We start from the raw sequence: 25,832 nt of genomic DNA on the forward strand, positions 1-25,832 counted from the left end.
CGCGGGGAGCGATCCTCGCGGCTTTTTGCGTTTCTTTACAGGAATAGCAATAACCCTATATTTCACAAGATTATTTTGCGGGCTCGTTTAGAGACGGTTCGATTTTCAATCATCTCGCAAAGGTATCATTTCAGTGCGTAATTATCGCACTGGACAGGACGTAGCATTATGAAGACACATCCACAGTACGAACCCTGGCTGCAGGGCATGTTCATCATCGCGAAGCATTATCGGCTGGATTTTTCGGCGGAGCATGTTCGGGTCACTATTAATCATGAAAGTCAGTCTCCGCGTCAGCTGGTGCTGGAGGAGATGGCGCGCCAGCTTGGGCTGGGGATGCGTATGGTCGCGGCAGATGCCGTATCCCTTGACCCGTGGCGATTGCCACTGCTGGCGGAATTCACCGGCGGGCAAATCGCGGTGATCACTCGCATGGACGGTGAAGGCAATGTCAGTCTGCAGTTCAGTGGCGACGGAGGTCTGGAGACAACGCTAACGCGTGAAGAACTCGGGTCACGGTTAACAGGACTGATGGTGCTGCGCCCGCTCGAATCCACGCCGGATGCCCGCGTTGATGACTACATCAAACCGTATGAAAAAAACTGGTTCTGGCAACTGGCGCTAAAGGACTGGCGACGCTACAGCGACATTATGCTGGTGGCACTGGTCGCCAACGTGCTGGCACTCTCCGGGATGGTCTTTTCCATGCAGGTGTACGACAGGGTGGTACCGTCGCAGTCTGAAGCCACGCTGTGGGTGCTGTTTGGTGGCGTCATGATCGCCATCGTGTTCGAATTCATCATGCGTATGCTGCGCGTACATATTTCTGACGTGGTGGGGAAACGTGCCGATCTGCGCATCTCCGAACGCGTTTTTGCTCATGCGCTACGGATTAAAAACGGCGCGCGCTCTAAATCAACCGGATCGTTTATTGCTCAGATCCGCGAACTGGAGTCGGTGCGCGAGCTGATCACCTCCACCACCATTGCGGCTATCTCCGATCTACCGTTTTTCCTGCTGTTCGTTTTCATTCTGTGGATGATTGGTGGTCCGCTGGTACTGGTAGTTCTGCTCGCCGTACCGTTGTTGCTCATTCCGGGCCTGCTGGTGCAACGTCCGCTGGGGAAACTCTCCAGCGAGGGGATGCGTGAATCCGCCATTCGTAACGCCACGCTGGTGGAAGCGGTGCAGGGCATTGAAGACATCAAGCTGATGCGTGCCGAGCAGCGTTTTCAGAACCAGTGGAATAACACCAATGATGTCGCTGCCAGCGTCGGCATGAAACAGCGCTGGCTTACGGGCTTGCTGTTGACCTGGACGCAGGAGGTGCAGTCGATAGTCTACGCGGTGGTGCTGCTGGTGGGCTGTTACCTGGTTATCAGCGGCGACATGACCACCGGCGCATTGGTGGGAACCTCGATTCTGGCGTCGCGCACTATCGCGCCGTTATCGCAGATTTCAGGCGTGCTCTCGCGCTGGCAGTCAGCCAAAGTTGCCCGCAAGGGGCTGGATGACCTGATGCAGCGCCCAATTGACGACCCGCAGCACGGTAAGAAGGTGCACAAAGCGCACCTGCGCGGGGACTACATGCTTGAGGACGTTGGGTTTTACTACGACGAAGAAGAGAAACTCACCGTTCTGAATATCAACAAACTGCAGATCCGTGTCGGAGAACGGGTTGCGGTGCTGGGACGTAATGGTTCCGGTAAAAGCACGCTGTTACAGCTTCTGGCGGGTATGCAGGAGCCGCAACAGGGGAGCATTTTGCTGGACGATATTGCCCTGAACCATCTTGACCCGGCCGACGTGCGTCGTGATATGCAGTTGCTGAGCCAGCAGGCGCGCCTGTTCTTTGGCTCGGTACGTGACAACATCCTGATGGGGAACCCGCTCGCCACTGACGATGAAATTCATCAGGCGCTGGTCAACAGCGGTGCGCTGGAGTTTGTGCGCAAACAGAAAATGGGCTTGAACACCATCATCAACGAGGGAGGCACGGGGCTATCGGGAGGCCAGCGCCAGGCGTTGTTGCTGGCGCGCGCCCTGATCACCTCACCGCATATCCTGCTGCTGGATGAGCCTACCGCCTGGCTGGATGAAGTGAGTGAGAAGCAGTTTATTCAACATCTTCACAAGTGGCTGGGTAAACGCCGGACGTTGGTTGTGGCAACTCACCGTTTGCCTATTCTGGACCTGGTCGACCGTATCATTGTGCTGGAAAACGGTAAGGTGGTGATGGACGGTCCACGTGACGCGATCCTGCACCAGCACGGTATGGCACCGCAAAAAGCGGCACAGCGCACCGTGACCATGAAACCGGCGGCGGTGGCAGAGGAGAGCGTGGCATGAATGATTTCTCACGTTTCAATAGTCGTCTGCAGGAGCCGCGCTTACCGCGTTCGTCCCTGGTGGCATGGTCGCTGTTCGCCCTGCTGGCGGTTTTTATCATCTGGGCGAGTCTTTTCCAGCTTGATGAAGTCACTACCGGCAGCGGCAAAGTTATACCCTCATCGCATGAGCAGGTGATTCAGTCTCTGGAGGGAGGCATTATTCACAGCCTGATGGTACGCGAAGGTGACATTGTTGAACGCGGTCAGCAGCTTGCGCAGCTTGACCGGACCAAAACCGAGTCAAGCGTCCTGGAGAGTGAGTCTCGCCTGAATGCCGCACTGGCAACGGCTGCACGCCTGAAGGCCGAAGTGAACGATACGGGTCTCGCATTTCCTGAAGAACTGGATGACGACGTTGAGCTGGTCAAACAGGAAACGGCGCTATACCAGTCCCGTCGCGAGAGTCTGGAAAAAGGGCTGGCGGGTTTGCGTCAGGGGGCTGAACTGGTGCAGCGAGAGCTGTCGTTAACCCGACCACTGGTGACCCAGGGGGCGGCCAGTAAGGTTGAGGTATTACGTCTTGAGCGTCAAAAAAATGAGCTTGAGAATAAAATCACCGAGATGAAAAACCAGTACTACGTTCGCGCCCGTGAAGAGCTGGCAAAAGCCAATGCGGAAATTGAAGCCCAGCGTTCGGTGATGAAGGGCCGTGAGGATTCCCTGACCAGGCTGACCTTCAATGCGCCAGTTCGTGGGATCGTTAAGGATATTGACGTCACAACCGTTGGCGGTGTTATTCCCCCTAACGGCAAACTGATGAGCCTGGTTCCGCTGGATGATCAGATGGTGGTTGAGGCGAAAATCTCACCACGTGATGTGGCGTTTATCCATCCAGGCCAGAAAGCGCTGGTAAAAATTACGGCCTATGACTACTCCATTTATGGTGGGCTGGAAGGGGAAGTGACCATGATTTCACCGGATACCTTACAGGATGAGGTGAAAAGAGACGTCTACTACTATCGCGTCTACATCCGTACCGACAATAACCATCTGACCAACAAGCAAGGCAAAGAATTTCCGGTCTTCCCGGGCATGATAGCTACAGTTGACATTAAAACGGGCAGTAAAACGATTGTGGATTATCTGTTGAAACCATTGAATAAAGCAAAAGAGGCACTGCGAGAACGATAAGCGAATGGCGTTCGGAACACCGAACGCCTGTTGAATTATACAGTTGATGTCAAGTGATGAGCGTGGCGACGATCTTTAGGAACAACGTTGATGTAATGGGTGACATATGCAAAATATAATCCGGCATAATTTTCGACGAGTTCGATAAACGCCGGGTATATCGACATACGCCCATCACCCCGATCTTTCAGATAACCTGCTTCTTGTGCCGATTTGATAATTCGGTTGACGTGAATACGTGAGACAAAAAATTCTTTTGCGAGTGTGCTTGCTGAATATTCAATAACCGCACCATAGGCGGATTTGTTTTTTATGGCCTGCAGGTATAGATAGAGCATAATCATTCGACCGCCATCTTTATCGATAAATAATCCCACTTCAGGCAAAACCTTTCTGAACGTTAACCCCCGAAAGAGATATTCTGCCGCGCGACGGAAAAAGTTGTTTCTCAGAATGTCGTTATCTAACAGGTTAACATCAATATTAAAAGTCGGATATAGAATGCTGACCGGTAAAAATGCACCGGACATATATCGCTTAAGTTCATTCAACCCCTTTTCGGTTGGGGCAATTCGCGTTTTGCGTCTGTCGTCCGTGCAGCGCCAGGTGCTGATGCGCCCCGTGGTTCTGAGTATCGTGATGATCGCAATAACGCTGTTGGGGCTGGCTATTTTATAGCGAGAACATAGCTCTTTTATTTCCGAAACAGATTCGGCCTGATTTCCAAAAATGAAACAACACATGGATAGAATAATGTTGAATCGTGATTCCTGGAGCATTGTCTTGTAGAACAAAGGTTGTTTTTTGTAGATGGTGTCATTAATTGTGTAGTGCTCTAATATTGCCTCACTGAATCGCGGGTTGTTCTTTATAACATCCCTTCGATGTAGCAAGGCCCTGGATGAGATGTGATTATCCATAGCGTATTTCTCGTATTTGAATGAGCCGATAGATGAAGTATCCAGTCTTCTTTTTCGGAATTTTCATTATACCCTGAGAATGAAGGATTTGCCGTGGTTATTTGAAAAGAAAAGTATATTTGCACGTTGTGTGGTGTGAGGTGATTAACGCAAAGATGTTCCAGTAAGGACTGTTTCTTACCTTGATGTTGTACGGTAAAATTAATATTCACATCAGGTGCATGACATTTTATGCATTCACATATGGAAAAGGCGCGTTGGTGCCCAGGAGCAGGTTATGACCCACAAAATTTCTCTCAGAAATGGGGCTTGCGATGAACAAAAATTTGTCATCTCAGCCTGCGGTTTCACATTTCAGGGGTATCGTCTGATCCTGAACAAATACGGTATACAGGCATCGCTTATTCGTTTTGATGGGGATGACATATCTCAACGAGACAGAAAAAATATTCTTATAAATCAGAGTGCTCACATTGTGGTGTTTCTGGGGAAAGGTATTGTCAATCTCCTTGAGAGTCTGAAACGACTGGCATCCGTACTTAATTCGCTACCCGTTATTCAACGTGTCACCCTGTATGGTGATATACCGGACAGTTGGCTGTATCGCACCCTGGGTAGCCTTTTAAATAGCAGCCGTCAGTTATCATTGATCCGCATCGCCCGTATTTCTGATGTAATGACCTGTTTCAACATACACAATGATATATTTAAGGATGGTTCACGCTTATTACGAGATCGCTATCTGGATTTTTCTTCTAACGAGAACTTCAAATGGCTAACCAAAAGAGAAATTGATGTTCTATTAAATTTCTACCGAGGTATGTCTGTTAAAGAATTGTGCGACAAAATGGGGCTTTCAAATAAAACAGTTTATACCCACCGTAAGGAAGGTATGCAGAAATTGCATTTGATCAAGCAATGGGTAAACGATCCGCACAATTTCAATGTGGGCGATAGTATTAAGCGCAAAAGTCAAAAAACAGGATTTACGGCTAAAGAAACGGAGATTTATAATGCGTTACTTAAACGGGAAATATTTCCTGTGTACCAGATTATTACCGATAGGGACAAGAAAGGTGTCGGTTTTGAAATTCTTATCCGCTGGAATAAAAATGGTAAAATTGTCAAGCCAGCCAGTTTTTTGACTGATATTTCAAATAATGAAATATGGCTAAAGATTACGGCGCTAGTTATCCATGCTGCAGTGTCAGGCATTAATAAATATAACGGTAAATATTATTTTTCAGTTAATATTCCACCTCGTCTGGCTTCCGGGAATGCATTGCCTGATATGGCAAGGAAAGCTATCGATATGCTACTCAAACCGCGTTGGGCCGAAAATTTAGTCTTTGAATTCGCTGAGGATATTGATGTCACGAAGGACACCAGGATCCCTGAAACCATGCGACATTTACGGAGCACTGGGTGTCGATTGTTTTTGGATGACTGCTTCTCTAACCATCAAACCATGTTCCCGGTGCGACAGGTACATTTTGATGGGCTCAAACTGGACAGGGACATTGTTGAGCACTTCGTAGCAAATGACAATGACTATCACCTTATTAAAGCGATACAACTTTATAGCGATATGACCGGAACAGATTGCATCGCAGAGGGCGTTGATAGCGAAGAAAAATTTGAGAAGTTAGCTGCGATCGGCGTCAAAAACTTTCAGGGGTATTATTTATCTCGCGCTGTGAAAGAGGATGAATTAGACCGTATGGTTAGGATTTTTAGTTAAATAAAAATAAAGCCCCGAAGGGCTTTTAATGATTTCCATGCTGGTGGTGAACCAGAGACTTGTGGTGCAACTTACTGTCTCTGAACGCACAAATGCATCAACAATGTTTCGACTGAATTTATTTCAGTGGAAGATAGATATCCGTTTGCAACTCATATTCCGGCACCTCATTAATTAAATTAAGGTAGTGGAAAAATACCGGGGCATCGCGTAGCGTTTCGCCGCTGCCCGGTAACCAGTTGCGGAACAGCGCCCAGACCGTCTGGGAAATGTTATCCAGTGTGCCAGTATGACGCCCAACGGCGTATCGTCCACCTTCAATCTCACCATTGGTTACACCGAATTCATTCTCCGCAATGGCTTCAGAAACGCTGCCACAAATATCGAAGCGGAAGGCGTCTGCTGCTGTTGTTGCAGGGTCGTCCCATGCGATGCCAAATGTTCTGCTTTCGCGTACTGGCGATAAGCCCGTACTTTTGCGCCAGGCGATAAATTTCGCCGCGCTCTCATTCACCAGATCGGGGCAGCCGCGGTGATGCAGTATCGCCACTTTAGTCTGTGGGAAATCGACTATCTTTACTTCCATCGTTTGTTGCTCCTGTAAGGCCATTTTCGGTACGCGCTGGTGCCAGTTCAACCAGTCCGGCTGCTGCCGGAACTGACGTGGGCTTTTTCCAAACGCGGCTCTGAAGGCGCGACTGAACGATTCGGGGTTCTGAAATCCGGCGTCGAGCGCAATATCAATCACCTTTTCCTGTGGATTAAACGCCAGTCGCCAGGAAGCACGACGAAGGCGTAACCACTGGATATAGCGATACAGTGGCTGACCGCTGAACGCCAGAAACTGCCGGTGAAAATGATAAGGCGAACAGTTTGCCAGGGCGCTGAGTTTCTCCAGCGTAAGCGTCTCATCGAGATGGCGGGCGATATAGTCGCACACCATCGTGAAGCGCTCACGGTACACCGTTGTGATCGTATCGTTCATTGCATCCTCCTGATGACTTACTTTGCCTTACCGTACAGTGAAGATCCTGACCGATCTTGCGCAATTTCTCTGGCAATCATCACCTGACGAGGGAAGGTAGGCCAGAAAACGAGGAGGTTACCTGCCAGCTAATTATTGTGCGTATATTTTTCAACAAGATCATGTAGTTCATAATCTCCAGGCCAGAAGTATCCCTGCGCTGCAGTAGCCCTGGTGTTCATGAATAAAGAAAATAACAACTCATCTTCGATGCCTTCAATAATGGAGGTCATTCCCCTGGATTCTATATAACTAATGAGAGCACTTAATAAAATCCGACCTTCGCTATCGCTGGCTAACGAATGAAACGTTTCTGCGGATAGTTTTACAGCCGAAAAGAATCCGGTTCCTAAAGCATCATAATTTGATGCTTTTGAGCCAAAATCATCCAGCCACAAAGGGCACAGATTCATCAGTTTGTATAAAATGTTATCAATAACAACAGTATCGGCATGTTTAAAAAATATTTCAGAGACTTCAAAGCAAAGGCAAGGTTTCAGATAGTCGATAACCCTTTGAACACCCTGGTTCGCCAGGACATACTCAGCCGTATCAAAGGTAAGATTGATTGAGCATCTTATCCCGGAATGCTCAAGGAAGGTAAAGTTTTCGGCTAATTTTCTTAACTGGAGAATAAAAATATCCCTGACCGTTTTTTTATTGGCGGCCTTGAAAAAATTCGCTGATGGTATTGTATCCCCGCCGGGTTCGGAGATTATCCGACTCAGCAGTTCGATGGCAAACAGGTTCCCTGATGTTGAAACAACTGGTTCATAAAAAACACGAACGGTACATGATCTATTATCATAAAAAAATTTCATGCGTTCCCCAAAAGGTTGTGAAAGACAGGGTGCTGACGTTATGGTTTGAGTGCAAATAAAATACAATCGCCTTTTTATATGTATTTAAGATTTAACAGGCAAAGGTATTCCCTTAGCTCTTGATTTTTCATCCCTAACTTACACGCAATTCTGGAAAACGTGGCATAATCTCTCATATACATCACCCTGTTATTACAGGGAAGATGTGGGTTGTTTAAAAATTTAAAAAAAACCTCCTTTTCATTAAACGTAAAGAATTTAACGACATCGCCTGTAAACTCCGGAGGTGGTGGGTTACTTAGCTTCCCCCTCAGATTTACCAGACTGTCTTTTTTACATAAAAAACGAACGTGATTATTGCAGGACTTATAAATAAGCTTAATCCGGTAGGCTGGTTGTGGTATCAATAAATACAACTCGATACTGTCTTTACATCTGCCTAGCCGTTCCAGAAAATAGGGTGACTCTACTGGTCCATCATCACCACATTCGAAAGAAAGTATAATCACTCGTCTTTTGTGGTGGTCATCCACCAGCAAGGAACGATAAATCGCAGCTTCCATTTCATTGATTCGGTTGAAAATAAAAATATCAGAGAAGCAGCAATCAAGACATAAATGATAGAGCCCATTCCTTATAAAAGCATCCCTGCCAAGAATAAACACATCACAGCCTGAATATTTCATATATCACCAGTTTTTTATTTTGATGGTATGCTCCAGTAAGCACACCGTCAATACAAAAAAAACCAGAAAGATACTCCATCACTATACTTATCCTGGCTTAAAACGGTCTGCAAAATGTTTATTTTTCCATCTCTTTATGTTTTTTTAGTTTAAAATCCATAATTTACATCGCAATATAAAGAAAAAAGATGCCCACAAATATTCATCTGGACAAACCATTTTATGTGATTGTCGTCACCGATGACGGCAATCAATCTGCTGATGGCAACTGCTTCGCAGGTAAAGTATTTTCCGACAAATGAAGTAGGTGACCCTGACCTTTTCCTTCAAACAGGCCTTCGCGCCGTAATCGTTAACTCTCTCCAACAGCCGCTTATGTGACTTTCTAGCTATAACAAAAACACCCGCCACGGAAATGGGGCGTATTATCAAGGGGCTTCCTCATTGTTACGGGGCCTGGCTGATGTCGGCAGGCACCCGGTTTTTCCTCTTGCCTCATTTCCTTCTCAGGAATTTTTGAAGAGATAACAAAACTAAAGAGATTACAGCTGAAATCCCAGCTTTGATCATGATAGCTGTGAATTCATAGTTATTAATTGCTTCTTCGCCATCACCTGATATCTGGATGTGCGACATAAAAATATCACTAATCCAGCCATCAGGGATGAGGACAAAGCAGACTATAAGCAAGATAATGAACACTATGATTTTCATCGCACACCACATTTACTGAAGTCAGGAATGCCACGAACGTCAATACGTCCGTAAGCCATCAATCCTTTACCGCCGGGCACCATTATCTTTTTTCGATTGAGCAAAGCATTTCGCAAAATCTGGAAGTCAGCCGCTCTGTAAAGAGTTATACAGCCCCATGATACACCTGAACCATCAGTGTTCAGAGGATGAAGTCTGAAACTGCCACGTCGAGCACCATTGACATATACATGGTCGCTCATGGTTTGCGCACTGTACAAACCGAACCATTCAGAGTGATGGTTTTTATACATGTGTACGAAATCGATAAATTCAGCTCTGAGTTGGTTAACTATGCTGCCTGTCGGGCGGTCGACAATCCAGTAAGTGCCAGGAGGAATAGCAGCTTTTTCGATATCAGAACAGTTTGGGTTGTTTATGTAACGTTCGATACCTGAGAGTACATCAAACGAACCAACCCCATAACAATCCAGCTTTAGCGTTTTCCCGTCAGCTGACAGTCGGCCATAATCCATCATACAAATCTGCAATCCCTTATCCCCATCCTGAATATTATGTTGAACTAATAATAATGGATAACAGAAGGCTGGTTAACCTATCAATTTTTTAAGTATGTGGCAGTTTAGCAACCTGAGGCGGTTAACTGGAACTGGTCACTGAAGCAGGCTAATAACTGGATAGAGTGCTACGTAACAACCTTCAAAGATATCTCTTCTGAAGAAGGGGCAGTGCGTACTTCGGCTATTCAGGACTCACCCATATAAGCATCTTGAAAACCTGGGCGGTGACGGTCGCAAGGATCGGGTAAACACGGATGATGACGGGATTTTCGGCGTGATTATGCACGCGGTGAATGACATACGAACAATCGAATTTGACGATAATCCTGTGATGTGAAGGCTTGGAACGAGGGTGCATTTGGGGGCGAAAAATGGCTTGCGGGCAATTTGGGGGCAGTAAAAGGTCCTTTTATGTCCGCTAGTGTCTATTGATTATGTAGGGTAAATACATGATGACCATATAAAACATAATGTTTACATAAGGTTGCTAAAAAAGTTACCATACCCCCCTATAGTATCAGGAGGGCGTATGCCGCATTCACCCGAAGACAAAAAACGTATCCTCACCCGCGTCCGTCGCATTCGTGGGCAGGTTGATGCCCTTGAGCGTGCGCTGGAGTCGGGCGATCCCTGTCTGGCCATCCTGCAGCAAATTGCCGCCGTGCGCGGAGCTGCCAATGGCCTGATGGGCGAAATGGTCGAAATTCACCTCAAAGATGAGCTGGTGGCGGGGGAAACCACGCCGGATCAGCGAGCTGTACGCATGGCAGAAGTCGGCCATTTGCTGCGCTCTTATCTAAAATAAACCCACATACCTGACATAAAGGGAAGACATGATGAAATCTCGCGCTGCAGTTGCATTTGGCCCCGGCCAGCCGCTCAAAATCGTTGAAATTGATGTGGCACCGCCAAAGAAAGGCGAAGTGCTGATCAAAATCACTCACACCGGTGTGTGTCATACCGATGCATTTACGTTATCGGGGGACGATCCGGAAGGTGTCTTCCCGGCGGTACTGGGTCATGAAGGCGGCGGGATTGTGGTGGAAGTGGGCGAGGGCGTGACCAGCCTGAAGCCAGGGGATCACGTGATCCCACTGTACACTGCGGAATGCGGCGAGTGTAAGTTCTGTAAATCCGGTAAGACCAACCTCTGCCAGGCGGTTCGCGCCACACAGGGGAAAGGGTTGATGCCAGACGGTACCACCCGTTTCTCTTATAACGGCGAGCCTGTCTATCACTATATGGGTACCAGTACTTTCAGCGAATACACCGTTTGCGCGGAGATCTCACTGGCTAAAGTGAACCCACAGGCACCTCTGGATAAAGTCTGCCTGCTGGGCTGCGGCGTGACCACCGGTATTGGCGCGGTGCATAACACAGCAAAAGTTAAAGAAGGCGACACCGTGGCGGTATTCGGTCTCGGTGGCATTGGTCTGGCGGTGATTCAGGGTGCGGCGCAGGCGAAGGCTGGTCGTATCATCGCAGTCGACACCAATCCGGCGAAATTCAAACTGGCGGGTGAAATGGGCGCGACCGATTTCGTTAACCCGCTAGATTACGATAAGCCGGTCCAGGACGTTATCGTAGAACTCACTGACGGTGGTGTTGATTTCAGCTTCGAATGCATTGGCAACGTGAATGTAATGCGTTCTGCGCTCGAATGTTGTCATAAAGGGTGGGGCGAAAGCGTCATCATCGGTGTGGCTGGCGCGGGTCAGGAGATCAAAACCCGTCCATTCCAGCTGGTGACAGGTCGCGTATGGCGCGGGTCCGCTTTTGGCGGCGTGAAAGGGCGTACCCAACTCCCGGGTATGGTTGAAGATGCTATGGCCGGAAAAATCCAGCTCGATCCGTTCATCACCCATCGTTTACCACTGGAGCAGATCAACGACGCGTTCGATCTGATGCACGAAGGGAAATCCATCCGTACCGTTATTCATTTCGGCGACAAGTAACTCTTCTGCCAGCGGTTTTTCACCGCTGGCATTTCTTTAATAATCTTCTCTAAAGTGTGACCAGTGCGGCGTTTTTAGCCGTAATCTAAATCTCTGCCGTGCCGATGACTATTTAACAGGCGTGTTTTTACGCATCTTACCTACAAGAGAGTCGACGGTCATGGACAACACTACTTCGATGCCGGCACAGCGCAAGCTGAGCTTCTTGCATCACATCAGGCTGGTTCCGCTGTTTTCCTCCATTCTCGGTGGCATTATTCTGCTTTTTGCCTTGAGCTCAGGTCTGGCGGGTTATTTCCTGCTACAGGCTGATCACGATCAGCAGGATGTCACATCCGAAATTCAGGTGCGTATGGGGCTGTCGAACAGCTCAAACCATCTGCGAACCGCACGTATCAATATGATCCATGCCGGTGCCGCCAGTCGTATCGCGGAGATGGATGCGATGAAGCAGAACATCAGCGAGGCAGAAACACGTATCAAGCAGTCTCAAGATAGCTTCACTGCCTATATGAATCGTTCTGTGCGTACCTCAGCGGACGAAGCGCTGGATGCTGACCTGAAAGCACGCTATGACGCCTATATCGCGGGCCTGCAACCGATGGTCAAATTTGCCAAAAACGGCATGTTCGAAGCGATTATCAACCACGAAAACGAAACTGCGCGTCCACTGGATGATGCTTACAATACCGTACTGCTGAAAGCGATTAAGATCCGTACCGACCGTGCCAATGCCCTGACGGCACAGGCACACAGCCGCACACAACTGGGGCTTATGTTTATGATCGGCGCGTTCGCGCTCGCACTGGTGCTGACGGCATTGACCTTTACTGTGCTGCGCCGCACGGTGATCCATCCGCTGCAGCGTGCAGCGAAACGTATCGAGAATATCGCCAAAGGCGACCTGACAATGCCGGACGATGTGGCTGGACGAAGCGAAATTGGCCGCCTGACACGCGATCTGCAAACCATGCAGCACTCGCTTGAAAACACCGTGGGCACCGTACGCCAGGGGGCGGAGGAGATTTACCGTGGAACCAGTGAAATTTCTGCCGGTAACACCGATCTCTCTTCGCGCACTGAACAGCAGGCTGCTGCCATTGAGCAGACCGCCGCAAGTATGGAACAACTGACCGCAACGGTGAAACAGAACGCGGATAATGCTCACCATGCCAGTAAGCTGGCGGAAGATGCCTCCGGTAAAGCCAGCCGTGGCGGCCAGATGGTTTCCGGTGTGGTCAAAACCATGGGTAACATCTCCAGCAGTTCGAAAAAAATCTCTGAGATTACCGCCGTGATTAACAGCATTGCCTTCCAGACCAATATCCTGGCGCTTAACGCAGCGGTAGAAGCGGCGCGTGCAGGTGAGCAGGGCCGCGGTTTTGCTGTGGTAGCAAGCGAAGTACGTACCCTGGCAAGCCGTAGTGCGAATGCCGCAAAAGAGATTGAAAGCCTGATCAACGAGTCGGTCTCGCTGATCGACCAGGGTTCCGGTGAAGTTGTCGCCGCGGGTAACACCATGAATGAAATCGTGGAAGCGGTTAAACGTGTGACTGACATCATGCTGGAGATTGCCGCCGCGTCTGATGAGCAGAGTCGTGGCATTGTGCAGGTGAGTCAGGCGATTTCTGAGATGGATAAAGTCACCCAGCAGAACGCCTCGCTGGTGGAAGAAGCCTCCGCAGCCGCGGCATCTCTGGAAGAACAAGGCGCGCGCCTGACCGAAGCGGTTGGCGCGTTTCGTTTGAGTAGCGTGAAGCCAGGCCGAGTGGCCACACCAGCCTCAGTGACGAAGAGTACGCCGCTACGCCCTGCGGCGACGGTTTCCGGGGATAACTGGGAAACATTCTGAGTTGCGCCACCAGACAACAAAAGGGACCTTTCGGTCCCTTTTTTCATCTGTTATTTCTTATCCGGTAACGCATACGCGATAACATAATCACCACGATCCGGTGACTGACGGGCACCCCCGGCGTTAATGATGATGTACTGTTTACCGGTTTTCGGTGACACGTAAGTCATCGGGCCGGACTGGCTGCCCACGGGGAGACGGTCTTTCCAGATCTCTTTCCCGGTGGCGGTATCAAACGCGCGCAGGTAGAAATCCTGAGTACCGGCAAAGAACAGCAGGCCAGACTGAGTAGAGAGTGACGCGCCCAGTGTTGGCATACCGATTGGGGTTGGCATGTGCATGCGAATGCCCAGCGGGCCGGTATCTTCCACCGTGCCGACAGGCACCTGCCACACCAGCTTGCCCGTTTTCAGGTCAACGGCTGACATGGTTCCGAACGGCGGCTTCTGGCATGGAATGCCCAGCGGCGACAGGAAGCGTTCGCGCATGGCGCCGAACGGCGTGCCGTCCATCGGTACAATACCCATCTCGATGCCGCTGGCGTTTTTCGCCACGTTAGCGCGCGGTACCATGTAGTTTGCCAGCCCCAGGCGCATATCATTGACGAACATCAGGCTGTTGTTTGGGTCAACAGAGACGCTGCCCCAGTTCATCCCGCCGAGCGAGCCAGGGAACTGCAGGGAACGGTCGAGACCTGGTGGCGTGAAGACGCCCTGATGACGCATCTCCTTGAACTGAATACGGCACAGCAGCAGGTCGACAGGCGTCGCCCCCCACATGTCGGACTCAGTCAGCGTCTGGTTGCCAATCATCGGCATACCAACAGAATACGGCTGGGTTGGAGAGTAGCGCTCACCTTCAACGTTACCTGCCGGGACAGGACGTTCCTCAACCTTCGCCACTGGCTTACCGGTTTCACGGTTGAGCATGAAGATCATGCCCTGCTTGCTGGTCTGCACCAGTACAGGCGTGGTGCCGCCTTTACCATCGGGCAGGTCGTACAGCAGCGGTTGGGATGGCAGGTCAAAGTCCCACAGGTCGTGGTGGGTGGTCTGGAAATGCCAGCGGACCTGACCGGTGGCTGCATCAACCGCCACGATAGATGAGCTGTATTTATCATCCAGCGCGGTACGTTCACCTGCCCAGAAATCAGGGGTGGCATTACCGGTTGGCAGGTAGATCAGGTTCAGTTTGGCGTCGTAAGACATCGCCGACCAGACGTTCGGCGTACCGCGCGTGTAGGTCTGGCCTTCCGGCGGCAGGCCGGTCAGGTTCGGGTTACCCGGATCCCACGCCCACGCCAGTTTACCGGTGTGAACGTCATACGCGCGCACCACGCCCGGCGGTTCGCCAGTGGAGTAGTTATCCGCGACGCGACCGCCGACGACAACGACATTCCCGGCAACCAGCGGCGTGGATGTCTGCTGATAATATCCGGGTTTGATCTCGCCCATACCGACGCTCAGGTCAACGGTGCCATGGTCGCCAAAGTCTTCGCAGACCTTACCGGTATCCGCGTTGATGGCAATCAGGCGGGCATCGGTAGTGGGCAGGAACAGGCGGCGAGGGCACGCGGCAGGCTGTGTCTCAATCTGTGACGTTGTCACTGAAGCGCGATCCTCAAAATAGCCCAGACCACGGCAACGCTGCCAGTTAGGTGCCGTGGCTTTGGAATCATAGCGCCACTTCTCTTTACCGGAGTCGACATCCAGTGCCAGCACTTTACTGTATGGCGTACAGACATACAGCGTGTCGCCGATCTGCAATGGCGTGTTTTGATCTTCCGCGCCAGATCCATTGCTCTGCGGGATATCACCCGTGTGTGCAACCCAGGCAACTTTCAGGTCACTGACATTCTGCTTGTTAATCTGGTCCAGCGCGGCGAAACGGTCGCCGTGCGTGGTGTTGCCCCAGTGCTCCCAGTTCTTTTGTTGCTCACCGGGTGCGACGGGTTTAACCGGAACGGGCTCGTTAGCCGCCACGAGGGTTTGCGGTTTAAACATCCAGCCCAGGCTGACCAGCATAGTCAGCGCAAGCACGGCCGCGATACCGAATGCGGACGCTTTGTTTGGGGCATTATGGTTTGCTGCACGCAGAAAAGGCCACACGATGGCGCAAAGGAAGGCCAGTACGGCAAACGTGAAGAGGCGCGAGAAGAGCGGCCAGAAATCCCAGCCCGCATCGCTTACTGCCCAGAACAGTGAGGCGATAAACGCTATGCTATAAAGCACGATCCCACTGCTGCGACTGGTAAAAATGAGGATCGCGGCAATCACCATCACCACGCCCATTATCAGGAAGTACCAACTTCCACCTACGGTGGCGAGCTTAAAGCCCAACCCGCCGACGGCCAGACCGATGAGTATCATCAGTCCGGCAAGTAGCCACTGCAGAATACGAGGTATCCCGCGCGGCGCGCTGCCAAATGCCATTTCTGTCTCCTTTACATCCCCCCGCTGTGCCGGGTATGTACCAGTTGGGTAATAATTGCAGGGTAGATAATGATTAATGCGAGTGAATTCTGGCTTATAAAATTATTTACGAACCATTTGGTGAATTCAGCGATATGATAAAACTGTTAAATTGTTTTACGCAATTGTTAATGAATAATTTCGCATTAATTGATTAGAGCACAGGACTGCCCCTCGCCCCCTTTGGGGAGAGGGTTAGAGTGATGGGACAGATTTCTAGACCGGCATAGATTTGCGAATAGTGCTCAGCAATGTTTGTGCGCCTGTGGAAAGTGGGGAATCCACCCGGGTCAAAATACCGATGGGTTCACCGGCTCCAGGTGACGTCACCGGCAGTGCGGTAAGCGTACCCTGGCGTAAATCATCTTTTACCGCGCCGGAGGGAACGAACCAGACGTAGTCATAATCCAGGGTAAGCTGGCGTGAAAGCGAGGCCGAAAGCGTTTCGATACAACCGGAAGGCAGCGAACATCCCTGCATTTTCAGCAGTGTCTCGGCAGTGTCTCGCGGGACTGTCCCTTTAGGGCAGACCACAACAGGCCACTCCATGACGCGGCTTAAGGTCACGGTATCCTGCAACAAAGGGTGGTCAGGACGCACCACCAGCTTCAGTGATTCCAGGAACAACAGTTCGTAATTCAGACCACCCATCAGTTCAGGATCGGACATTCGACCGATGCCAAGATCCAGTTCACCTGATTTCAACCCCGCAAGCAACATGGTGTTATTCATGGTGGCAACCTGAATCGTGGTATGTCTTTGCTGTTTGTGGAACTGACCGATGACCGGGGGCAGAATACCCAGCGCAGCAGTAGGCAGGGCTCCCACTCGCACAACTTCACTGGAGTGTTCTTCTTTACGATTCAGGGACTGGCCCGCGGTGTTAAGGGCATCAAGTACTTTTACGGCGTGCGTGAGAAATTGCTCGCCCACCAGGGTTAGTTGCGCCCCCAGACGACCACGGTCAAAAAGACGGGTACCGGTAAGTTGTTCCAGCTCATTCAGCGTTTTCGAGAGAGCAGGCTGGCTCAGGTTAAGAGTTTCAGCCGCACGCCCCAGCGTTCCCTGTTGAGCGACGGCCACAAATGTATGCAAATGGCGCAAGCGTATGCGCTGACTGAACAGACCATTTTTTTCCATAGGCGATGTTAAAAACAGAGCGATGCGGGTGACAAGTTAAGTTGTTTAATTTTGATAACTTGATAGCAAAATATTTTTAACATCTGATCTGTTTGAGTTACAACATGTTTTTCGGCAGGTGCCCAGAAGCGAACGTCCTTGTTCTTTTATTGCGCATTTTGAAGGGGGGGGCGTTAAACGGTTTAAATCACTCCGTCACCACCATCAGAACACCACACCTGACCGGATGTAAATGAACACTCATCCGAGGCCAGTGTGACATACAACGGCGCAATCTCAACGGGTTGACCCGGCCGTCCCAGCGGGGTGTCGTCACCGAACTCCTTCACTTTTTCCATCGGCTGCCCGCCGCTGGATTGCAGTACTGTCCAGTAAGGGCCAGGGGCGACCGCGTTGACGCGAATGCCTTTCGGACCCAGTTGTTTGGCTAATGCTTTGGTAAATACCGCCAGACAGGCTTTCGTCTGGGCATAATCCAGCAGAACGGGGCTGGGCTTCACCGCCTGCACGGAGGAGGTATTAATAATGACGCCTGGGGATTTCAAGTGGCGCAGAGCGGCTTTTGTGATCCAGAAAGGCGCATAAACATTCGTTTTAAATGTGGCGTCAAAATCTTCGGTGGTCAGTTCTTCCAGCGACTTCCGGAACTGTTGGCGACCGGCGTTATTCACCAGAATGTCCAGCCCACCGAGTTGGGCGACGGCCTCATCGACCAGATTCTGGCAGAAGGTTTCGTCCCGGATATCGCCCGGAAGCGCGACGGCAGTGCGACCTTCAGCTTTAATCAGCTCGATAACGTCCACCGCATCTTTCTTCTCTTCCGGCAGGTAATTGATGGCAACATCGGCCCCTTCACGAGCATAGGCGATAGCCACCGCGCGACCAATACCGGAGTCTCCGCCGGTAATCAGTGCTTTTTTGCCGGCCAGCCGGCCATGACCTTTATAGCTTTGTTCCCCGTGGTCGGGGACGGGTTGCATTTCGGATGCCAGTCCCGGTGGCGTTTGCGGCTGTTCCGGGAACGGGGGCTGCGGATAAGCGTTCGTACGTTGTTTTGTATCACTCATAGCTGACTCCTTAAGCCAAGGGGTGAGATTTGATGGATAACTGCAGCGTTAACGATTCGCTGAATTATTTCTGCAAACGATCAACACGGACGACGGCAGGCGATGACTTTTTATCAAGCGAACCGTTGATACTGATCATCTGGTCGGGTTTTACCGTTCTGCCGTCGAAGACTGCCTGGGGAATAATAACGTCGATTTTTCCGGTTTTATCCTGAAATACAAACTTATCGCCGCTGCCATCAATAAGATTACCGCGCAATGAAATTGTCGCACCATCATGCATTTGTTTTGCCTGACTGATTGTCATAATACGCGCATCATCGGTTCCTCGATATCCACTATCAAGCGAATGCGGTGGCGGCGGGGCTTCGCCTTTTTGTAATCCGCTGTTATTATCTGCCCAGACGACTGGAGCCAGAAATATCAAAAAAGCAGAAATGCGTGATAATTTCATCGGGTGTCCTTCATTTTGATTTCTTGACTTATTAAGTATTGTTGCTATTCCTTTATGTGGCAAATGTGATAAGTCCTAAAAACATTCGCGTTAGAAATCAAAATTATCGGATAATAAGCGAAACGGTGACGATGACCATGAAACGTGAAAATGAAAAGTTACCCGGGATAGATGAGAGTTATCGCTTGCTGACGTTTGAATACGCGTTTCGTCAGGTTGGTTTTATTGTTCTTTTGGGAGTTATTGTCGCGGCCATTGCCGGTCTGTTTTCAAGCGGGATGGTCAGCGACAAGGTCAAAACGAATTCCGCTAAGTCACTGACCATAAATTATGAACGCTTTGGCCGACGGGAGACAGAGACGCGGATGCAGCTCGTGTTTTCGGTGCAAACCGAGGGGAAGTATGTCCTCAGCATGACCAGCGATACCAGTGATGTTTATGAACCCGGCAGCATCTGGCCGCAGCCGGACACCATGTTCAGCCACGGCAGGACCCTTTTTTTTGTCTATAACAACCTGAAAAAGTCAGACCGCTTCTCTGTGCTATTCTTCACGACGCCTACCAGAGCCGGTAAATGGAACACTGTCATCCGCGTAAACAGCGAGCCGGAGATTAACATCTGGCAATTTATTTACCCCTAGGAGGCTGATATGGATATGGTCTTTCGCGCGCTGGCTATTTACCTGTTCCTCGTAGTGGTATTTAAAGTGGCCGGACGGCGCGCACTGCTGCAGATGACCAGCTTTGATCTCATTCTGCTCTTGATAATTAGCGAAGCCACACAGCAGGCGCTTCTCGGGCAGGATTTTTCCGTCACCGGTGCGATGATTACCATTACTACGCTGGTGGTGGTGGATATTATATTTGGTCTAATGAAGAAGTATTTTTCCCCGGTGGAGAATATTCTGGATGGTACGCCTGTGATTCTGGTCGAGAACGGCGTGCCGTTAATCGATAAACTGGAAAAAGTCGATGTATCTTGTGATGATATTCTGGTGTCAGCACGTCAAAATAATGGAATTACAAAAATAAGCGACATTAAATATGCCATACTTGAGCGCAATGGACATATTTCAATCATTCCTTTCGGGAAATAAGAGGCGGCAAAATGAGCAATCTTTTTCACGACAGTAATAATACAGTGGGTGAACTGACGAAGAAGCTGGCGAGTAAATTAACCGATCTCGGGCTTCGCTTAACCACCGCGGAATCCTGCACGGGCGGAAAGCTCTCGGTGGCGCTTTGCGCAGAGGAAAACACCGCCGAATTTTATGATGTCGGCCTCGTTGTGTTCAGCGATGAAGCCAAAGCGCGGATCCTCCGCGTGTGTCCTGAGACGCTGGCGCGGTTTACTGCTGTGAGCGAACAGACGGTAAGCGAGATGGCCACCAGTATCCGCGACATTGCCCAGGCTGATATCAGCATCGCCATCAGCGGATACGCAGGCCCGGAGGGGGGCGACGATGGTACGGCGGCGGGAACAGTCTGCTTTGCGTGGAACATACGGGGCGAAACGAAGACCCGCACCGTGCTTTTCTCCGGTGACTGCCAGGATGTGGTGGAAAAAGCGGTGCATTACGCGCTGGCCGAGCTGGTGACGACATTGTTTGACGGGAATAACGGTTAAACTCACGAAATGGTGTGATAAATTGCATGATTTGCAGCCGATATAAAGTAAAAATAATGTCTATTGCCAGGAAACGAAACCCTAAATAATTATAAGGATAATCCTCGTAACAAAAGCGAGGCGAAAGGACGGTTCCGCCTGGCCTGGCCAGGGGTTGATAGCACACGGTTTGACCACTGTCGTCTTAAGATCACAATTCAGAAATTCTTCCCCCCGGAAGGAACGGGTTTCTCTACACTCCAGGTAATATTCACTGGAGGCATGACATCATGGCGAACACCATCACGGCTGATGACATTCGGGAACGCTTTTCGCAGGCTATGTCGGCGATGTACCAGCAGGAAGTTCCGCAATACGGCACTTTGCTCGAACTGGTCGCGGACGTAAACCTGGCGGTTCTGGAAAATAACCCGCTATTACATGAACAACTGGCTAATGCCGATGAACTGGCGCGCCTGAACGTGGAGCGCCACGGGGCGATCCGCGTCGGCACGGCACAAGAACTTTCAACCCTGCGTCGTATGTTTGCCATTATGGGTATGTACCCGGTCAGCTATTACGATCTCTCTCAGGCGGGGGTGCCGGTCCACTCAACAGCATTTCGTCCGGTAGACGATGCGGCGCTGTGCCGTAATCCGTTTCGTATCTTTACTTCACTGCTGCGTCTTGAATTGATTGAAAACGTTGCGCTGCGTGAACGTGCTGCGGAGATCCTGTCACATCGGAACATCTTCACCCCGCGCTGTCTGGAACTGATCGATCTCCATGAGTCGGAAGGACACTTTACTGACGCACAGGCGCACGAATTTGTGCAGGAAGCGCTGGAAACCTTCCGTTGGCATCGTCATGCGACGGTCGATCAGGAAACCTATCTGGCGCTGCACAACGAGCACCGGCTTATTGCCGATGTGGTCTGCTTCCCGGGGTGCCATATTAACCACCTTACGCCGCGCACGCTGGATATCGACCGGGTGCAGGAGCTGATGCCCAAGTACGGTATCGAACCTAAAATTCTGATCGAAGGTCCGCCTCGTCGGGAGGTTCCCGTCTTATTGCGTCAGACCAGCTTTAAGGCGCTGGAAGAACCGGTGCTGTTTGCCGGTGAACATAAAGGCACCCACACCGCGCGCTTTGGTGAGATTGAACAGCGCGGCGTAGCCCTGACCCCGAAAGGTCGTGAACTGTACGATAGTCTGCTCGCACAGGCCGGTACCGGTAAAGATAACCTGACCCACCAGCTGCATCTGCGGGAGATCTTTAACGCTTTCCCGGACAGCGAAATGCTAATGCGTCGTCAGGAGCTGGCCTATTTCCGCTATCGTCTGACGCCTGCGGGGGAAGCGCATCGCCACGCGTTTCGTCCCGGAGACGATCCGCAGCCGCTGATTGAACGCGGGTGGGTGGTCGCTCAGCCAATTACTTACGAAGATTTCCTGCCGGTCAGCGCCGCCGGGATATTCCAGTCCAATCTCGGGAACGAAACCCAGGCGCGCAGCCACGGTAATGCCAGCCGTGATGCCTTTGAAGCAGCGCTGGGCTGCCAGGTGTTTGACGAGTTTACGCTTTATCAGGAGGCTGAAGTACGTAGCAAACAGCGTTGCGGTTTGCTCTGAAATCGTTACTCTGCTGGGGTGTGATGGAAAATATAAGGTCGTTATGCAAAATCCTTCCGCCCCTGTGGTTGAATCGCGCTGCGGCGCACTGTCTGGTTTAACCGACGAAAATGTCCATGTCTGGTGCGGTATTCCCTACGCCGCACCGCCCGTGGGCGAGTGGCGCTGGCGCTCCCCGCGACCGCCTGAACCGTGGGATGGACTTCGCGAGGCCACCGCCTTTTCGGCCTCAAGCTGGCAAAGCAGCGAGTATTGCCAGGAGTTAGGGGGCGGCGATCCGGGCCAGTTCTCTGAAGATTGTCTTTATCTCAACGTTTGGTCTCCCGTCGACCGCGTGGAGCCGCTTCCGGTAATGGTCTGGCTGCACGGCGGCGGGTTTACCATTGGTGCTGGTGGTCTGCCGCCCTATAACGGTAAAGCGCTGGCAACGCGCGGTGTGGTAGTGGTGACGATCAATTACCGCCTCGGTCATCTTGGCTTTTTCGCCCATCCTGCACTGGAGGGCGAAGAAGATCGCGTCGTGCATAATTTTGCCCTGCTGGACCAGATTGCCGCGCTCGAATGGGTGAGAGAAAACATTGCCGCGTTTGGCGGCGATGCCAACAACGTGACCCTGTTTGGCGAATCCGCTGGCGCACGCAGCGTGCTTTCACTGCTGGCCTCTCCGCTGGCAGAAGGGTTGTTCCATAAAGCGATTGTACAAAGCGGTTACACCTTACCTGACACGCCGCGCGAGCAGGCATTGCAGAAAGGGGAAGCGCTGGCCGCCCATTTTGGCCTGGAGAATGCGACAGCTGAGGAGCTACGAGCTATCCCGCCCGATGTATTCTGGCCGTTAACTGCACCGCTGAACATCGCCCCGGCGCCCATCGTCGGGGATTGCGTTCTGCCGGAAGCGATGCTCGATGTCTTCTTTGCCGCCCGACAACATCCTGTGCCGGTGATGATTGGTTCAAACAGCGATGAAGCCAGCGTGATGGCAGTGTTTGGCATCGATCTCGCCGGGCAAATCCAGAAACTGCGCCGCGAACGTCGTTTTGGGTTGGGGCTGATAAAATTGCTCTATCCGGGCGTTAAAGGGGACGAAGAGCTGGGCAGGCAGGTGTGCCGCGACATGGCGTTCACGACAATGGGATATGTGGTGATGCAGGCTCAGCAGCGCATCGGCGGATTGTGCTGGCGTTACTGGTTTGACTACGTTGCGGAAGCGGAACATGCCACCTATATCAACGGTGCATGGCATGGCAACGAGGTTCCCTATGTGTTTGATACCCTCGGTCAGGTGGAACCGTCGCGTCAGTATGTCAATGCACGCGATCTCCAGTTTGCAGCCCATGTTGCCGATTACTGGGTAAGTTTCGCGCGTGACGCCGGTCGTCGCGACATCCTACCGGGGCCCACACACTGGCCCGCATGCCGCAAAGGGCGGGACGTTATGTTACGCATTGGAGTGAATAAACATGCAGATTTCAGGCTTGAAAACCGCTTTATGCGCGCCCGCATGAGTCTCTTCAAGCGGGTGATGAAGCATCACGTCAGCCTCGACTAAGCAAACAAGCGCGAAACGCCGCCAGCCCATTTCCCTCGCCGGGCGTTTCGCGCAGCACCAGTCGGTAGCTCGCGCCGGTTTTTATACTTGTCTCATAGGGCCGCGTTAGCCTTCCGGCGCGGACATCTTCTTCCACCAGCGTTTCGTCGGCAATGGCGACACCCAGCCCCTGAATGGCGGCCGTAATAGCCAGATCCATTGTGTCGAAGTGTTGATTTTTGTGCATAACAAAACCCGGGCCTTCCTGTTTTGCCAGCCACAATGACCAGTCTGTCTTATCCCTCGTCGGGTGAAGAAATGTCAGCGTTCCCAGTGCGGCGCTCGCACGCATGGGGCTAAGCACCGGGGTTAACGCCTCTTCAAACAGCAGGTCGCCGGCACTCATGTGTGTGCCGAACACAATGGCCGCGTCGTAAGATTCGGTTTTGAAATTAACGTTGTGATCGGTGGTGGTAGTCAATGCAATTTGCAGATCTGGCTGTTCACGCTCCACTTCCAGCAGGCGGGGTACCAGCCAGCGCATTGCACAGGTGGGGGCTTTTAAGCGGATGACGGTTTGCTGGCTACGGGCTTGATCTGCCACCGTCAGCAATTGCTCAAAAGAAGATTGCAGTTCAGGAAGCAGGGCGCTTCCCTGCGGTGACAGCCGCAGCCCACGCGCATGACGCTCAAATAGCGGAAAGCCAAACCACGCTTCAAGGGAAGCGATTTTGCGGCTCACTGCCCCCTGGGTCAGGCAAAGCTCTGCGGCGGCGTGGGTGAGATTCAGGTGACGCGCGGTGACTAAAAATGCGTCGATGGCATTGAGCGGGAGCGAACGGCGCGACATATAAACACCTCAGCTATGCATTTTTCTCATGGCTATTATGACAACAATTCGATTGTCCCGACAACTCACTTGTTGTTTGAATAGTTATGCAATGTCCATGAGAAGGGAAAGAGGATGACTTTACGAACGCCGGTGCAAACACGCTCTAAATTGCCTGATGTGGGTACCACCATTTTTACCGTTATTGGCCAGCTTTCGGCGCAGCATAACGCGATTAACCTTTCTCAGGGCGCACCGAATTTTTCCTGCGACCCGAAGCTGATTGCGGGCGTCACTCGCGCAATGGAGGCAGGGCATAACCAGTACGCAGCGATGACCGGTCTGCAGCCGCTAAAAGAGCGTATCGCGGATAAAATTGCCACCCTCTACGGCACGCAGTATGACCCGGGTAGCGAAGTACTGGTCACTGCCAGCGCCAGCGAAGGACTTTATTCGGCAATCAGCGGGCTGGTCCACCCGGGCGATGAAGTAATTTACTTTGAACCGTCATTTGACAGTTACGCCCCGATTGTCCGACTGCAGGGGGCAACCCCGGTCGCCATCAAACTCACGGTGCCGGATTTTGCCGTCAACTGGGATGAAGTGCGTGCCGCGATCACCCCGCGTACGCGTATGATTATCATCAATACCCCGCACAACCCGAGCGGTCAGGTTTTCTCAGCTAATGACCTGCAGCAGCTGGCGGCGCTGACGCGCAATACCGATATCATTATTTTGTCTGACGAAGTGTACGAACACGTCGTTTTTGATGGGGAACCGCACCACGGGATGGCCACCCACCCGCAGCTGGCTGAGCGTAGCGTGATTATCTCATCTTTCGGAAAAACCTATCACGTAACCGGGTGGCGAGTGGGGTACTGTGTTGCTCCGGCGGTACTGATGGACGAGATTTGTAAAGTCCATCAATTTTTAATGTTTTCTGCCGATACGCCAATGCAGCACGCATTTGCTGAGCATATGGTTGATCCGCAAACCTGGCTGTCGCTGTCAGCGTTTTACCAGCGTAAGCGCGATCTGTTGCGAAGCCTGCTTGAAGATTCGCCGTTTACCTTGTTGCCGAGTGCCGGATCGTTCTTCATGCTGGCGGACTACAGCCAGTTTAGCGATGAGCGTGACAGCGAGCTGGTGAAACGACTCATCGTTGAGTATGGCGTTGCCACCATTCCTCTGTCGGCGTTTTATGCGGACGGCACGGATAATAAATTGATTCGTCTCTCTTTTGCGAAAGATGAGGCGACGTTACGGGCAGGTGCCCAGGCCCTGTGTCGGGTTAAACCACGCTGAGGAG

At 51.3% G+C, this 25,832-nt stretch carries 22 protein-coding genes; 12 read left to right on the top strand and 10 right to left on the bottom strand.

All coding sequences use genetic code 11. The annotated features are described in order from the left end of the window. Positions 1–168 precede the first annotated feature (168 nt). Together V6E55_RS07120 and V6E55_RS07125 are read left to right on the top strand one after the other, a co-directional pair. Positions 169–2,349, top strand: a complete 2,181-nt coding sequence (locus V6E55_RS07120; protein WP_236921402.1) for a type I secretion system permease/ATPase — start codon at positions 169–171, stop codon at positions 2,347–2,349. After that, positions 2,346–3,521, top strand: a complete 1,176-nt coding sequence (locus tag V6E55_RS07125; RefSeq protein WP_114977295.1) for an HlyD family type I secretion periplasmic adaptor subunit — start codon at positions 2,346–2,348, stop codon at positions 3,519–3,521. The genes V6E55_RS07120 and V6E55_RS07125 overlap by 4 nt, the downstream gene beginning before the upstream one ends. A gap of 35 nt (positions 3,522–3,556) precedes the next feature. Here the strand turns inward: V6E55_RS07125 and V6E55_RS07130 are convergent, their stop codons facing one another. Further along, a complete protein-coding gene (locus tag V6E55_RS07130; protein ID WP_114977294.1) occupies positions 3,557–4,441 on the bottom strand; it encodes a MarR family transcriptional regulator in 885 nt (294 codons plus the stop codon). Positions 4,442–4,718: 277 nt separating this feature from the next. On the opposite strand from V6E55_RS07130, the gene V6E55_RS07135 reads away from it, so the two are divergent. Beyond that, on the top strand, positions 4,719–6,182 hold the full coding sequence (locus tag V6E55_RS07135) for an EAL domain-containing protein (protein WP_316942467.1): 1,464 nt from the start codon (positions 4,719–4,721) through the stop codon (positions 6,180–6,182). Between the two features lie 118 nt (positions 6,183–6,300). Here the strand turns inward: V6E55_RS07135 and V6E55_RS07140 are convergent, their stop codons facing one another. The 4 genes from V6E55_RS07140 to V6E55_RS07155 all read right to left on the bottom strand — a co-directional run bounded on the left by V6E55_RS07140 (position 6,301) and on the right by V6E55_RS07155 (position 9,957). Further along, positions 6,301–7,167 carry an AraC family transcriptional regulator gene (locus tag V6E55_RS07140; protein WP_316942468.1) on the bottom strand — a complete coding sequence of 289 codons (867 nt, stop codon included), beginning with the start codon at positions 7,165–7,167 and terminating at the stop codon, positions 6,301–6,303. A 128-nt stretch (positions 7,168–7,295) separates the two neighbouring features. Beyond that, the gene (locus V6E55_RS07145) at positions 7,296–8,027 is read right to left on the bottom strand and encodes an EAL domain-containing protein (protein ID WP_236921407.1); all 732 of its coding nucleotides are present in this window, start codon (positions 8,025–8,027) and stop codon (positions 7,296–7,298) included. A gap of 74 nt (positions 8,028–8,101) precedes the next feature. Beyond that, entirely contained in the window at positions 8,102–8,713 is a 612-nt protein-coding gene (locus V6E55_RS07150) for a hypothetical protein (protein ID WP_316942469.1), read from the bottom strand. A gap of 710 nt (positions 8,714–9,423) precedes the next feature. Then, positions 9,424–9,957 (bottom strand): DUF2778 domain-containing protein, encoded by a 534-nt coding sequence (locus V6E55_RS07155; protein WP_410493440.1) that lies wholly within the window; start codon positions 9,955–9,957, stop codon positions 9,424–9,426. Positions 9,958–10,516: 559 nt separating this feature from the next. On the opposite strand from V6E55_RS07155, the gene V6E55_RS07165 reads away from it, so the two are divergent. The 3 genes from V6E55_RS07165 to V6E55_RS07175 all read left to right on the top strand — a co-directional run bounded on the left by V6E55_RS07165 (position 10,517) and on the right by V6E55_RS07175 (position 13,794). Then, positions 10,517–10,792 (top strand): metal/formaldehyde-sensitive transcriptional repressor, encoded by a 276-nt coding sequence (locus V6E55_RS07165; RefSeq protein WP_021242544.1) that lies wholly within the window; start codon positions 10,517–10,519, stop codon positions 10,790–10,792. 31 nt (positions 10,793–10,823) lie between these two features. Further along, positions 10,824–11,942, top strand: coding sequence for an S-(hydroxymethyl)glutathione dehydrogenase/class III alcohol dehydrogenase (locus tag V6E55_RS07170; RefSeq protein WP_316942515.1), 1,119 nt, complete (start codon positions 10,824–10,826; stop codon positions 11,940–11,942). A gap of 160 nt (positions 11,943–12,102) precedes the next feature. After that, entirely contained in the window at positions 12,103–13,794 is a 1,692-nt protein-coding gene (locus tag V6E55_RS07175) for a methyl-accepting chemotaxis protein (RefSeq protein ID WP_114977288.1), read from the top strand. A gap of 50 nt (positions 13,795–13,844) precedes the next feature. Here V6E55_RS07175 and V6E55_RS07180 read toward each other — a convergent pair whose 3' ends face one another. From V6E55_RS07180 to V6E55_RS07195, 4 genes are all read right to left on the bottom strand, one after another. After that, positions 13,845–16,226 (bottom strand): glucose/quinate/shikimate family membrane-bound PQQ-dependent dehydrogenase, encoded by a 2,382-nt coding sequence (locus V6E55_RS07180; RefSeq protein ID WP_316942470.1) that lies wholly within the window; start codon positions 16,224–16,226, stop codon positions 13,845–13,847. Between the two features lie 255 nt (positions 16,227–16,481). Further along, positions 16,482–17,405, bottom strand: coding sequence for a LysR substrate-binding domain-containing protein (locus V6E55_RS07185; RefSeq protein ID WP_316942471.1), 924 nt, complete (start codon positions 17,403–17,405; stop codon positions 16,482–16,484). Between the two features lie 182 nt (positions 17,406–17,587). Further along, positions 17,588–18,472, bottom strand: coding sequence for an SDR family oxidoreductase (locus V6E55_RS07190; protein WP_316942472.1), 885 nt, complete (start codon positions 18,470–18,472; stop codon positions 17,588–17,590). Positions 18,473–18,536: 64 nt separating this feature from the next. Beyond that, the gene (locus V6E55_RS07195) at positions 18,537–18,926 is read right to left on the bottom strand and encodes a YdeI family stress tolerance OB fold protein (protein ID WP_316942473.1); all 390 of its coding nucleotides are present in this window, start codon (positions 18,924–18,926) and stop codon (positions 18,537–18,539) included. A 137-nt stretch (positions 18,927–19,063) separates the two neighbouring features. Between V6E55_RS07195 and V6E55_RS07200 the strand changes: the two genes are divergently transcribed. From V6E55_RS07200 to V6E55_RS07220, 5 genes are all read left to right on the top strand, one after another. Next, complete coding sequence (locus tag V6E55_RS07200) at positions 19,064–19,567, top strand: hypothetical protein (protein WP_316942474.1); 504 nt, start codon at positions 19,064–19,066, stop codon at positions 19,565–19,567. A 9-nt stretch (positions 19,568–19,576) separates the two neighbouring features. Next, on the top strand, positions 19,577–20,023 hold the full coding sequence (locus tag V6E55_RS07205) for a DUF421 domain-containing protein (RefSeq protein WP_114977283.1): 447 nt from the start codon (positions 19,577–19,579) through the stop codon (positions 20,021–20,023). A gap of 11 nt (positions 20,024–20,034) precedes the next feature. Further along, positions 20,035–20,553, top strand: coding sequence for a 2-oxo-tetronate isomerase (locus V6E55_RS07210; RefSeq protein ID WP_316942475.1), 519 nt, complete (start codon positions 20,035–20,037; stop codon positions 20,551–20,553). 269 nt (positions 20,554–20,822) lie between these two features. Further along, entirely contained in the window at positions 20,823–22,166 is a 1,344-nt protein-coding gene (hglS, locus tag V6E55_RS07215) for a 2-oxoadipate dioxygenase/decarboxylase HglS (RefSeq protein WP_316942476.1), read from the top strand. A 43-nt stretch (positions 22,167–22,209) separates the two neighbouring features. Further along, a complete protein-coding gene (locus V6E55_RS07220; protein ID WP_316942477.1) occupies positions 22,210–23,715 on the top strand; it encodes a carboxylesterase/lipase family protein in 1,506 nt (501 codons plus the stop codon). Here the strand turns inward: V6E55_RS07220 and V6E55_RS07225 are convergent. Continuing rightward, positions 23,702–24,544 carry a LysR family transcriptional regulator gene (locus V6E55_RS07225; protein ID WP_316942478.1) on the bottom strand — a complete coding sequence of 281 codons (843 nt, stop codon included), beginning with the start codon at positions 24,542–24,544 and terminating at the stop codon, positions 23,702–23,704. The two genes, V6E55_RS07220 and V6E55_RS07225, sit on opposite strands and share 14 nt — an antisense overlap. A gap of 114 nt (positions 24,545–24,658) precedes the next feature. Between V6E55_RS07225 and V6E55_RS07230 the strand changes: the two genes are divergently transcribed. Further along, entirely contained in the window at positions 24,659–25,828 is a 1,170-nt protein-coding gene (locus V6E55_RS07230; protein ID WP_316942479.1) for a pyridoxal phosphate-dependent aminotransferase, read from the top strand. The last annotated feature ends 4 nt before the right edge of the window (positions 25,829–25,832 follow it).

Origin of the sequence: Enterobacter sp. 342 (assembly GCF_036663495.1) — a bacterium.
Classification (GTDB): domain Bacteria; phylum Pseudomonadota; class Gammaproteobacteria; order Enterobacterales; family Enterobacteriaceae; genus Enterobacter.